The sequence below is a fragment of the Heyndrickxia sp. FW510-T9 genome (assembly GCF_058781025.1).
Map to the genome: position 1 here is coordinate 24,251 of NZ_JBYSWK010000006.1, position 12,394 is coordinate 36,644.

General features: G+C 35.4%; 10 protein-coding genes. 2 read left to right on the plus strand and 8 right to left on the minus strand.

The features are described 5' to 3' along the window. Positions 1-40 precede the first annotated feature (40 nt). From dltB to dltX, 3 genes are read right to left on the minus strand one after another with little or no spacing between them, the layout of a single operon-like run. Positions 41-1,207: a D-alanyl-lipoteichoic acid biosynthesis protein DltB gene (gene dltB / locus AC3WJF_RS04735; protein WP_492449973.1), complete on the minus strand. Its 1,167-nt coding sequence runs from the start codon at positions 1,205-1,207 to the stop codon at positions 41-43. After that, complete coding sequence (gene dltA / locus AC3WJF_RS04740) at positions 1,204-2,724, minus strand: D-alanine--poly(phosphoribitol) ligase subunit DltA (RefSeq protein ID WP_492449974.1); 1,521 nt, start codon at positions 2,722-2,724, stop codon at positions 1,204-1,206. Before dltA ends, dltB begins: the two co-directional genes overlap by 4 nt. Before the next feature lie 19 nt (positions 2,725-2,743). Next, positions 2,744-2,890: a teichoic acid D-Ala incorporation-associated protein DltX gene (gene dltX, locus AC3WJF_RS04745; protein ID WP_492449975.1), complete on the minus strand. Its 147-nt coding sequence runs from the start codon at positions 2,888-2,890 to the stop codon at positions 2,744-2,746. A gap of 390 nt (positions 2,891-3,280) precedes the next feature. Here dltX and AC3WJF_RS04750 point away from each other — a divergent pair, with 390 nt between their 5' ends. Both AC3WJF_RS04750 and AC3WJF_RS04755 read left to right on the plus strand, forming a co-directional pair. Beyond that, positions 3,281-4,798 carry a GGDEF domain-containing protein gene (locus tag AC3WJF_RS04750; RefSeq protein ID WP_492450086.1) on the plus strand — a complete coding sequence of 506 codons (1,518 nt, stop codon included), beginning with the start codon at positions 3,281-3,283 and terminating at the stop codon, positions 4,796-4,798. A gap of 36 nt (positions 4,799-4,834) precedes the next feature. Further along, complete coding sequence (locus AC3WJF_RS04755) at positions 4,835-5,668, plus strand: HAD family hydrolase (RefSeq protein WP_492449976.1); 834 nt, start codon at positions 4,835-4,837, stop codon at positions 5,666-5,668. Between the two features lie 57 nt (positions 5,669-5,725). On the opposite strand, the gene AC3WJF_RS04760 is transcribed toward AC3WJF_RS04755, so the two are convergent. From AC3WJF_RS04760 to AC3WJF_RS04780, 5 genes are all read right to left on the minus strand, one after another. Then, positions 5,726-7,396 (minus strand): methyl-accepting chemotaxis protein, encoded by a 1,671-nt coding sequence (locus AC3WJF_RS04760; protein ID WP_492449977.1) that lies wholly within the window; start codon positions 7,394-7,396, stop codon positions 5,726-5,728. Positions 7,397-7,543: 147 nt separating this feature from the next. Continuing rightward, positions 7,544-8,599 (minus strand): sensor histidine kinase, encoded by a 1,056-nt coding sequence (locus AC3WJF_RS04765; RefSeq protein WP_492449978.1) that lies wholly within the window; start codon positions 8,597-8,599, stop codon positions 7,544-7,546. Next, entirely contained in the window at positions 8,596-9,270 is a 675-nt protein-coding gene (locus AC3WJF_RS04770) for a response regulator transcription factor (protein ID WP_492449979.1), read from the minus strand. The genes AC3WJF_RS04765 and AC3WJF_RS04770 overlap by 4 nt, the downstream gene beginning before the upstream one ends. A 21-nt stretch (positions 9,271-9,291) precedes the next feature. Continuing rightward, a complete protein-coding gene (locus tag AC3WJF_RS04775; protein WP_492449980.1) occupies positions 9,292-11,055 on the minus strand; it encodes an ABC transporter ATP-binding protein in 1,764 nt (587 codons plus the stop codon). 118 nt (positions 11,056-11,173) lie between these two features. Further along, positions 11,174-12,208 carry a SepM family pheromone-processing serine protease gene (locus AC3WJF_RS04780; RefSeq protein ID WP_492449981.1) on the minus strand — a complete coding sequence of 345 codons (1,035 nt, stop codon included), beginning with the start codon at positions 12,206-12,208 and terminating at the stop codon, positions 11,174-11,176. Between the last annotated feature and the right edge of the window lie 186 nt (positions 12,209-12,394).

Sequence of the window (12,394 nt, forward strand, 5' to 3'; positions counted from 1 at the left end):
AATGGTTTTAATTTATAATCTAGTACTAGTTTAGGTGACTTTAATGAAATAATTGTCCAGAAAAGATGTAGAGACCGAAACACACAAAGTGAAATGTTATAATGACGGAAACGACATGTGTAAATTTATTCTTTGGCCAAAATTTATGCTTTCTGTTCCATCTATCAAAAAAGTCAAATCCTATCATTAATGCAGCCATATAAAGGCCGTATACAATATATTGAACCGCGATCCCATGCCAAACACCCATGATAAGAAATAATAATGTATAGCCGATATTAGAAACTGTGTAGCGGTCACTAATCCATTTCTTCTTTGTCATCCACAAGACAAATCGCATATACACGTAGTCCCTGAACCAAAATGACAATGTCATATGCCAACGATTCCAGAAATCCTTTATATTTCTGCTAATAAAAGGTGCATTAAAGTTTTCTGGTGTTTTAATTCCTAGAAAATAGCTTATTCCAATGGCAAATGCACTGTAGCCTGCAAAGTCGAAGAACAAGTACAAACTGTAAGAATACATATACATAATATTCGCCAATGGAAGCGGTATATAGACATAAGGATTACGTGGTAAATACGCAATCAAGTAATGGTGTAACAAATAAGCAATAATAAATTTATATAAAAAACCTTTGAAAATCTTGTTAATTCCTAAATATAAGTACTCTTGATATTGTTCTTTTGATAGAACCGTTAGACGATCCTTTTCAAATCTTCGCCAGCGATCAATCGGACCTGATGAGATTGTCGGAAAGAATAAGAGAAAGTATAGAAAATCCAGCGTTGGGATTTCATTCTTAATAAGACCATCCCTTATCTCCATAATCATTTGTACTGCCTTAAAGGTTAAATAAGAAATTCCTAAAAATCCTATAAGATTACTAATCCCTAAGAAGGGAAAAATCTTAACGAGGGCTAATGGGACGATGGATCCTATCACAGCCCATACAAATATCGATGTTTTATTTTCTCTTTGCCTATAAGCTAAATATCCTTTGACTAAAAAAAGCTGCCATATTGTAAAAACAATCAAAGATATTGGTCCCATAATACTATTAGAGAAAATGATTGCTAACATGATAAGTGTCAAAATCATATTATAAGTTTTTGATTGTTTCCCTTTAAGACCAAGAATAATCGTTGGTAGTAAAAGAATGCCCACAATCAAGAAAAAGATAAATTTTTCATACGGTGTCATACCAATACCTCAGCTGATAATTTCTTACGATCCACCTTACCATTCGGTGTCATCGGCAAACGATTCGTATAGGAAAATTTCCTTGGAACCATATATGCCGGTAAATACCCAGCAAGTTCTTTCTTAATTGCACCTGTTAATTGGTACTCTTTTTCGAAAGAATGTTTAGCTGGAACAATGAATGCCGATAGATAATCTATTTTCCCTTCTTTATAAACAGGAACGACCACACATGCTTCAACAAACTGTGATTTCGAAATATTATGCTCAATCTCCTCAAGTTCCATTCGATAACCGTGTACCTTTACTTGGAAGTCAAGCCTACCTTGATAATAATATAATCCGTCCTTACTAAACCCAGCATCACCTGTTTTATATGCCATGCCCCCATCTTTAATAAAGAAGGCTTTATCGGTTAGCTCTTTTTCGCCTAAATATCCTTTACTTACACTTGGCCCAACGATTATCATCTCGCCCTTTTCACCATGAGGGACGGAGTTACCTTCTTCATCCACGATTAATAATCGACTGTCACCTTTACAGTAACCAATCGGTAAAATTGAATGAGCTGCCAATAATTCGTCCGTCACCTCAACCATAGTGATTGCGACTGTCGCTTCTGTTGGTCCATATAAATTAAAAACTTTTGCTTTAGGAAAGCGTTCCTTTAACCCGCGAGCAACTTCCGCTGTGAGAACTTCTCCGCAGAATAAAAATACTTCAAGCTCTGGCAGCATTTCACTGGAAAACGTCGGTTCCATCAAACACATTTGTGCAAAAGACGGCGTTGATGTCCAAACATGAATGTTAGACTCCCTTAATTCCTCAAAAAGCATTTTTGGATTCGCAATTAGATCCTTTGTGATCGCAAATAATGTTCCGCCAGTACAAAGCGATGGGTAAAGATCCATGACCGATAAATCGAACGAAAAAGGGGCTTGATTTAAAAAGATCCTTTGTTCCCCAAGCGGAAAATCTGCAATCATCCAATCTACATAACTTTGAAGATTATTCGCTGTGATTTGCACACCTTTTGGATTTCCAGTACTTCCAGAAGTATAGATAATGTAAAACGTATCCTCTTCCTTTACCCACTTTTCTTCAGATGACACTCCTTCATGACTGTTTAAAATATGCTGAAGTTCTTCACTTTGAACAATTTTTATCGGGTAGCTTTCAATATGTTGACTGTCTATTTCTTCGGTTGCAAAGAAAAACTCTGCTTTCGAGCTTTCGATAATTTTTTTAATTCGTTCCATCGGAATCGATACATCCACTGGAATGTATGGATGCCCTGCTTTTACACTTCCTAAAAAAGATACAACCATTTCTGGTGCCATATGTCCATAGACTATGATAGGAGAGTGCTGAATTTCTTCATGATGCTCTATATAAGATGCTAATCGATTTGACTCGCTCCACAAATCTCCATATGTGATAGCTGTACCACGATTGATAAAAGCAGACCGATTTGGATTATTTGTAGCCAATTGTTGGACTGATTTAATTAGTTTCATCTTTTTCTCCTCCTTATCATTAAAATTCACTATATATAAACGGACCTGCACTCATATCATGGAATCCGTATATTAAAACGAGTAGAATCAGAATGAGTAAATAATACAATGTACGAGCACTCCATCTTACAACTTGATTCTCTGACCATTTTTTTGACTTTTTCATTAAAAGCCGTCCTTTCACACATAATGTCTTCTCTTACCCCTAGAAAGCATTACTTATGATAACCACATATAAGTCAAATAAATTTGTAAGTTACTGTATTTTTGTATTACAAATTTATTACAACAATATAATAGACGTAATACATAGTAAAATAGTTTCATGAAAAAAAGATGAAAAAAACATTAAAAAAGTTCATTTTTTTAAGGATAATTTAAGATTTTTTTTCTAAACTGAGGGTTTTGTCACAAAACGTTCTTTTTTAGGTATAAAAAGAGCATTATGTCGCCGTTTTTCTCTCGATTGCTTTTCTATAAGCAGTTTCATATACTATGATTGAGAGAACTTGTAAATATTTGATAATGGGAATAGGAAGGAATTTAGTTGGGGAAAATGTTAATTAATTTTTCAATAATGTCAACTCATATCCGAAATAGGCTAAAGAGTGGTATTAACAACAACACAGACTTTACTATATCTAATAACATTCTTTTATTAACAAGAATTAAAATCGCTTCTATCATTTTACTTGTGCTATACATGTATTTATTTTATGCTGACTTTTTATTATATAAAGATTTTCCTCAAAATGATTTTCCAATTTTTTTAACTGGCATTCATTTAAGTGGATTCATTCTATCAGTGGCTTTCTTATTTACATATAAAACATTAAAAAATAAAGCGACTCGTCATTCGACTTTACCTACTGTTATAATTAATTTCTATATTTTATCGTATGTAATAGGCGGTGCATTAGCATCCATTAATAGTCAGCAGCTAAATGGGAATATCTATGCCTACGTTATCATCCTAATGGGTGTAGCTGCAATCTTCCCTGTTCGTCCGAAGCATTTCTTTTTTATTCTTTTCTTCACTCATTTAATTTTCCTCTTTGGTATTTATCATTTTTACGATAGCAGTAAATACGACCTTGTTTCAAAACAAATAAATTCAACTGGTACAGTAACGTTTGCCTTCATTATTTGTTACGCCATTTATTCTTATCGAAAAAAAGACTTTCAAAATCAGCTCAGAATTCAAAATAGTGAACAAAACTTATTACATCTTTTCAGTGTTAATCCATATCCACTTATTTTATCTAGTTTGGAAAATGGAAACATTTTATTAGCTAATGAGAAAGCACTCGAATTTTATCAAGTGGAAGAAGAGCAATTAGATTCTATAGACGTAAATCAATTGTATACGAGCAAGGACGAAAGGTACTTCATTATGAAAGAACTGAGAACACATGGATTTATTGATAACTATGTAACGGAGCAAAAAACAGCTGATGGGGTAAAAAAGTGGGTATTAGTTAATTATAAATTGATAAATTATATGGATCAAAAATGTGTACTCACAGGGGCCACTGATATAACCGATCTTAAAAAAATTGAAGCAGAACTGGAAATGTACGCAACTACCGATATGTTAACGGGTGTATTAAATAGAAGAAAAGGCATGGAAATTTTACAAGATCTGATAGAAAAATCAGCCCTTGAGAGCATTCGATTTGTGTTATTATTTATTGATATAAATAACTTAAAACAAGTTAATGACCAATATGGTCACCCAGAAGGAGACTATCTTGTTAAAACAGTGTGTAATGTGATTATGTCTAGATTAGACAGTAAAGACATTATTTTTCGATACGGTGGAGACGAATTTATTATCGCCTTTTTGGATAAGCACACCGACCACGCGAAAAAACTTTGGAATGATATAGTAGATGTATTAAATGAAGAAAACGCCAAAAAAATAAAGCCTTATCATATTTCTGCCAGCCATGGACTATTCTATTATGATTCTATGCAAAAGATTTCACTTCAGGAAATAATAGATTTTGCTGATAGGGAGATGTATAAGGAAAAGGCAACAAGAAAGGCAAGAGTTACTCAGACTTCTATATAAAACCAATAAAATAGAAACATAGGAAGGTTTTTTTACATGTATAAAGATATTAAAGTACTTATTTTTGACCTTGATGGAACACTCTATGAGGATACTCATCATTTTGATTTTTACGCGAAAAAACTTTGCGAAAAATTACCTACAAATTATCAAGAGGCATTTATGGCTGACTACGCGGCAGTTTTAAACGGAAAGCATCCCTTGAAAATGGGTATGGCTTATGATGCTGTGAATGACTTAATTTTTAAACATCGTGATGGAAAAATAATTGAAGCATACCAATGGGATGGTAGTAAACTTAGTAATCATCTGTTAGGTGAACAGAACAAACAACCTCTGCAATATAATTATGACTCCCTTCTCCATATCGGAGACCTGTGGTGGGTACCCGCTACGATTGCAAGACATTATGGAATAGCTAAAGAATTAGCACAACAATCGTTTCTTGAAACACGTGAATATATGATGACTCCTGAATTTAACATGGCTGAATTGAATGGTTTTAAGGAGATTCTAGAAAAACTATCTCTAAACCAAAAGCTTGTATTGCTAACCAATTCTCCTCAAAGGGATAGTGAAGTCATTCTAACGAAATTAGGATTTTCAAATTTCTTTTCTGATAAAATATTCAATGGACAAAAACCGCTTCAAACCAAGCAGCATATTCAATTTATTCAAGAAAAATATGATGTCGGATATGAAAATATTTTATGTGTAGGGGATAATGCGGTTAATGAAATTCTTCCTGCTGGAGAGTTGGGTTGTAAGACACTTTTGATCGACCCTCATGGAATCTGTGAACCGTCTGACGCAGATATTATTGTGGAAAATCTTTCAGAAATGTTAGATGTCCTGGAACGTTTAAAATAATACAGTTTCAACAAAAAAGGAGCTTCCAGTCTACTAAGCTCCTTTTTTACTCTACATTTATCCCTTTACCTTTTTGATAACCTTCATCAATTCCAGCGCCAAATTGTGAAATGCTTCTGCTTCAATCGTTACATCATCCATTGAGATTTTCTGATACTCAGCCGCCGCCTTAATATGCTGCATACTTCCCGCAAATTGTTCGGATGTATCTGAAATTTGATGCATGTTTTCAATCATTGTTTTCATCTGCTCTCTTACTTCTATGGCAAAGTCCGATACTCCTTTTGACTCATTAGATACATCTGAAAGCGCATATACAATTTCTGCAAAAGCATTCTCCGTTTCTTGAACCTTTATCATACCTTCCTTTAGAACAATTCCTCCACGTGTCATAGAGTCGACTGCTTGTATGATTTCTTTCCGAATCTCGTCAGTAAGTTCCTTAATGTTCATTGCCGCTTTCCCTGACTGATCAGCTAATTTCCTAATCTCACCCGCCACAACAGCAAAGCCTTTCCCATGTTCGCCTGCTCGGGCAGCCTCTATAGTAGCGTTTAAGGAGAGCAAATTAGTTTGATTAGCAATCTCGCTAATCATATTAACGATTTGGTCGATATGTTTAGAATTTTGATCTAATGCATCAATTTTTTCAGACGTTTCTCCAATTGTTTTCTGTACAAGACCCATTTGATCCACTGTTTTCTCTACCAGTTCATTTCCTGTCTTTGCTTTTTCATTAGCCTGATCCAAGGATTTCTCTACTTTTTCAATAGACTTCCCTACCATTTCCATCCCTTCCGAAATCCTTAAGACATGAGTAGATGCCTGAGAAGATGCCTCCACCTGTATATCCGTTCCGCTCGCCACCTGACTAATCGCTGACGTTATTTGTTCAGAAGCATCTTTTGTTGATAAGGATGTAACACTTAATTTTTCAGAAGAAATAGATATATGCTTTGCACTATCTTCAATATGCGCAATTAATGTATTCACACTGTTAATCATTTGATTAAATCCATGAGTAAGAGCTTGAAGTTCTTTGCTTATAGGTGTTTTATCCAACCTAATGTGCAAATTTCCATTTGATACTTGCTCCATCGTCTCCTTTAATTTGGTGATAGGATTTGTGACATTTTGAATTGTAAAATATCCTATAGCACTAGCAAGAAAAATGGTAATAAAGGTGATGACGAATAACAAATTTCTATACTGAATAATTGGCTGTAAATACTCTTTATCTGATAAGGCAATGATATATATTGCATCATCTAATTCTACTTGATTCGCTACAGCGAATGTTAAACCTTTATAATGATATATTCCCTTTCCTTGCTTATGTATTTGCTCTTTTACCCTTTCCGGCAGATTGGGAAGGTTGTTTTTAATACCATTGAAATTTGCTAGTTCCTCCGTTTTTGTGAGTTTAAATTGAATAGGTGTTAAATGGTTAACTTGATAATTATTTCGTGTTAATGTTATGGCATAAGCAAGCTTCCGATCGAAATCTTCCTTTGGTACGGTTGCCTTTAACATTGTCACTTTTTCGGTCATGACCTCTGCAGATGAAGTCAATTGCTGTTCAATCGCTTGCTGTTTTAATTGTTTGTTTTTTTCATAGCTAATGAATGCAATAACAGAGGAAGACAATATAATGACTGCAACAATTGGTAAAATTAAAATGGATCGCAGTTTCATATTCTTTAAATCTACACCCCTAAGTTTTCTCATCCCTGTTCCTCTCTTGTCATAAATTCATATGTCTTTTGAACTATTACAATCTATTTAAAACTACAAATATTAAGGAAATATTGATGCATGATTAAGATTTTGTTTATGTAATTTGGTCATAAAAAAATGCCCGATTACATCGGACACTTATGTTTTATCTTTTAATATAGGCAAAGAGACGATAAAAGTAGTTCCTTTCTCGACTTGGCTTTTTACCGATATTTCTCCTTTATGCAGTTCTACTATTTTTTTGACAATAGAAAGTCCAAGTCCGCTGCCACCTGACGTTCGGGTCCTTGATTTATCTGCTTTATAAAAACGTTCAAAAATATGCATTTGGTCCTCGGCAGATATACCAATTCCTGAATCTGAAATATGAACAGAGAGATTATCCTGCTTTTTTGTTAACTTAATATGAATCTGACCATTAGGAGGAGTAAACTTGATACTGTTATGAATTAAGTTAATCCATACTTGGCTTAACAGATCTTCATCAGCTAGAACTGATACTTCCTCTAAAGATACATTCATTTCTAAGTTTTTTTCCGTCCATTGCGGTTCACTTGCTAGAACAATCTTTCTAATTTGTTTATCCAGCCGAAAGTTTTTCTGTTCAAAAGGATGATTCTGCGTTTCCAATGAGGTTAATTTCAATAAATTATCACTTATTTTAGAAAGCCGACTACTCTCCCCTTCGATAATCTCTAAATAATGGAGACGTTCTTCCTTAGTGAGATCATTCCCCTGCAATGCACGAGCAAAGCCACTAATCGACGTTAACGGAGACTGAATCTCGTGGGAGACATTTGAAATAAACTCTTGGCGCATTTCTTCCATTTGCTGCAGTTGTTTTGCCATGTGGTTAATATTATCGACAAGACTTAAGAATTGGTGATCACCTTTCTTATAATCTAAATGGATATTAAAATCCCCTCTTGATATTTTTCTAAGGGCATCAAAAATTGCCTCCCATAGGGCAAGGTGTCTTCTTCTCGTAGTGGTAGAAATAATATAGACAGTAACAATAAATAATACAATTCCTGTTAAGTCGGTTACGAGTTGAAAGAAATATCCCGTAGGCTGAATATGCTGCTGGCGAAAAAAGTACAGACAAATAAAATAGGCAACTGATTCCATCACAATTACCATGGCAAACATACCAAGAATAAATAATACCACTTCCCACACTCTTGGTTTTCTCATGTTAGAACCTCTAATCGGTAACCAAGACCGCGAATGGTTTTGATTTTAAATCCATTCTGATTTTCCGGAAATCTTTCACGGAGCCTTTTAATATGGACATCCACTGTACGTTCATCACCTTCATAATCATATCCCCATATTTCCTCAATTAACTGTTCTCTGGAAAAAGTTTTTCCGGGGTAGCTTGCTAGTTTAAAAAGAAGATCAAATTCCTTAAGCGGCAATGTTAAGCTGCATTCCCCAATTATTGCCTCATAGGTTTTTCGGTTTAATTTCAAGTTACCAATTTCAATTGTTTGTGATAAGGAAATGTGATACCTTTTTAGCAATGCTTTCACCCTTGCCACCAGTTCTACCGGTTCAAAGGGCTTCACTAAATAGTCGTCCGCTCCAAGTTCAAAGCCTTTCACCTTTTGGGTAGTCTCCCCTTTAGCTGTTAACATTAATACAGGGATATCATAAAATTCGCGCAGCTCCTTACATAATTGCCATCCATCCATATTCGGCATCATGATATCCAAAACGACTAATTCGGCCTTTACAGATTCTAGAATCTTGAGAGCTTCCAGACCATCCTTAGCCTCGAATATCTCCAAGCCTTCTTTTCTTAAAAATAATGCAACTAGTTCACGAATATGTGGATCGTCATCGACAATCATTATCTTTGCCATCTTACCTACTCCCCTCCCCCTCTAGATATTTACACTAGGTTCTTGGATTCTTAATTGTTGTGTGGAAAATTCACGATACATTTCATGGTTCTTGAAAAGTTCATCGTGGGTTCCACTACCCGTGATTCTACCTTTTTCAAAAAACAATATTTTATCCGCATCGACTACAGTGGAAAGACGGTGTGCGATGATAAGAGTGGTTCTTCCACTCATTAAATTTTGCAAAGCCTTTTGAACAACAATTTCTGATTTACTATCTAAGCTTGAAGTTGCTTCATCAAGCATTAATATATTGGGGTTTCGGAGAAGTGCTCTCGCAATGGCGATTCTTTGCCGCTGCCCTCCCGATAACTTGATGCCTCTTTCTCCTACCTCGGTATCAAATCCAGTCGGTAGCTCTTCTATAAATTGATCCGCATATGCCATTTTCGCAGCATTTCTTATTTCTTCCTCACTTACTTCTCTGCCTAATCCGTAACATATATTGTCGCGAATTGTACCGGAAATAAGGGAACTTTCCTGCGAAACATAGCCAATTTGACTCCGCCATGATTGCAGGGAAAAATCATCAATCGGTTGGTTTCCAAGTGTTATTGAACCCTTTTGTGGTAGATAAAATCTTTCTAATAACGAAAACAATGTTGTCTTCCCGCTTCCGCTCGGGCCAACTATCGCTGTGACTTTCCCCACCTCTACTTCAAAGCTTATATCTTTTAAAACTTCCTCGCCTATTTTATATGAAAACTGTATATTATTTACTTTAATCGATTGATCCACTTTTTGCACTGCTTGACTGGATAAATCTTCTTCCACTTCTTCGTTTAAAATCGAGATAATGCGTTCTGTTGCTCCCAATGCCTTTTGGAATTGCGTAAAGAACATGGTCAATTGCCCCATTGGCATGACAATTTGAAATAGGTACATGATAAAAGCAACCAAATCTCCTGCGGTTAAAGCACCTGATGATACCCTCATGCCCCCATACCCAAGAATGACAACAAGTAAAACCATGACCACTAAAGAAATGAGCGGAGATATCAACGCTTGAATTTTTGCTTCTTTAAGTCCAAATTGGAATAATTTAGTAATACCATTTTTTCCATTGTCATATTCTTTATTTTCCGCATTTGATGCTTTGACAAGCCGAACCTCTGATAAAACTTGATTTAATATGGAAGTAAAACTTGCTGTTTCATCCTGCGTTCTTTTGGAAATAATATGCATTTTCCTTCCTAGTGGCACTAATATTGCAAACGCGAGAGGAATCGCGGTGAAAATAAGCAACGTCATTCTCCAGTCCAAAAGAAATAACACAATCATGGATCCTAAAATGGAAATAATACCCGTCAAAAAACCGGTTAAATGTTCTGTAATCAAGCTTTTCACAACCGCAGTATCATTGGTCATTCTGCTTACCGTATCTCCCGTCTGATGTTCATCATAATAAGAAACAGGAAGAACAAGAAGCTTTTTCCATAGTCTTTCCCTTATTCCCGCAACAACGGTTTGACCAATATGATTTAAAAGGTAGACGGAAACTCCACCAGCTATCGCCTGAACAATAATAGCCCCAACAAGCAAAGCTATTTTCCCGGTACCCATTGAATGGAAGGAAAAATGATTGATCAAACTTTTTGTAAAAAGCGGCACAACCAATCCTGCAAGTGTTGTGCTGACACTTAAAATTAAAGCAATGAGGAGAAGAATCTTGGACGGATTCGTTTTAGAAATAAGTTGTATAAATGGCCGCCAATCGACCTTCTTTTGTTTTTCACCTTTTTTCATTATTCATACACCCTTTATCTTTTTCGTTGTCTTGAGTATAAGATTATTATGTGAACTGAATATGAACTTTAAAATTTGCAAATCAAAAAGGGCCATCTGGGCCCTTTTTACATTTTCCTTATTTTTTTGGAGATAATTTTTCCAAATAATTAATCGCATCCTTCATCGTTTTTACCGGAACGATCTTAATCTTATACCCTAATTTATGTGCTTCGTCCTTTATTTCCTTCTCGTTTGTATCGTCTTTTTGGATATCCGCTGGACAGAAGAAGATATCGATACCTGCTTTGTGTGCAGCAACAATTTTGTCGCGGATGCCTCCGATTTGTCCTACATTTCCATCCTGATCAATGGTTCCTGTTCCAGCAATTTGATAGCCTTTCGTTAAATCCCCTGGTACTAATTGATTGTAGATTTCTAAAGAAAACATAAGGCCAGCTGATGGACCACCAATGTCTGCTGCATTAATGTTGATCTTTCTGGATGGCTGGATGGTAAACTCATCCTCTGGAACAATTCCGATTCCTGCTCTATTTGTTTTTTTATCAAGGGTAACTAATGATATTGATTTTGTTTGATTATTACCATCATGTGTCCATCCTAATTGAACGGTATCACCAGCTTTTTTGTTTGATAGATAGTTAATGAAATCCATCGACTTTTTGACCGGATGTCCATCAACAGAATGAATAATGTCTCCAACCTTTATGGTACCTTTTGCCTTGGAATCTGGGAGAATCGCATATACGAATACCCCATTATTTGCGATTTTCACTTGTTCTCCCGCTGCTTTTAGCCCTGAAATAATGGCATTTTGTTGGGATGAACTCATCATATGCATTAATAACCGTTCATATTCGGCATCACTCATATCGCCTTTTACATCCTCCGCTTTTTCCATTTGCGTATGCGGAGCCATTAGACCATATAAATAGATATATATATTCGTTGCCTTTGTTGAAAGAACGGTTGTTAAATATAGATTTCCTTTTTCGTCCTTGTGTCCGTCTTGAACCGTTACCCGTGGGGACAATGCCTCAACTGAGCCTGGTTGTTCTAAGTAATATGGCGTTGGAATGAATAAACCGATAATAAGTATGACTGCAATAATAAAAATGGTGAGGGTTGATTTTTTATTTAGGAATTTGTTCATTATATTTTCCTTTCTATAATAAAGTGTCTACGTCCATGTTTCTTCTTTATACATTCGGCAATTCTGCAGAAGTTCCTTTTATTTTTTAGAAATTAGCCTTGGTCTAAATTTTAACATAGGATGATTAAAGGATGATTAGAGAATTATGACACTTTCGGGAGATTGAACATTTACATTTTATCTCAA

Coding starts and splice junctions, on each gene's coding strand:
- dltB (WP_492449973.1), bottom strand. CDS start 1,207: ATGACACCGTATGAAAAATTTATCTTTTTCTTGATTGTGGGCATTCTT.
- dltA (WP_492449974.1), bottom strand. CDS start 2,724: ATGAAACTAATTAAATCAGTCCAACAATTGGCTACAAATAATCCAAAT.
- dltX (WP_492449975.1), bottom strand. CDS start 2,890: ATGAAAAAGTCAAAAAAATGGTCAGAGAATCAAGTTGTAAGATGGAGT.
- AC3WJF_RS04750 (WP_492450086.1), top strand. CDS start 3,281: ATGTTAATTAATTTTTCAATAATGTCAACTCATATCCGAAATAGGCTA.
- AC3WJF_RS04755 (WP_492449976.1), top strand. CDS start 4,835: ATGTATAAAGATATTAAAGTACTTATTTTTGACCTTGATGGAACACTC.
- AC3WJF_RS04760 (WP_492449977.1), bottom strand. CDS start 7,396: ATGAGAAAACTTAGGGGTGTAGATTTAAAGAATATGAAACTGCGATCC.
- AC3WJF_RS04765 (WP_492449978.1), bottom strand. CDS start 8,599: ATGAGAAAACCAAGAGTGTGGGAAGTGGTATTATTTATTCTTGGTATG.
- AC3WJF_RS04770 (WP_492449979.1), bottom strand. CDS start 9,270: ATGGCAAAGATAATGATTGTCGATGACGATCCACATATTCGTGAACTA.
- AC3WJF_RS04775 (WP_492449980.1), bottom strand. CDS start 11,055: ATGAAAAAAGGTGAAAAACAAAAGAAGGTCGATTGGCGGCCATTTATA.
- AC3WJF_RS04780 (WP_492449981.1), bottom strand. CDS start 12,208: ATGAACAAATTCCTAAATAAAAAATCAACCCTCACCATTTTTATTATT.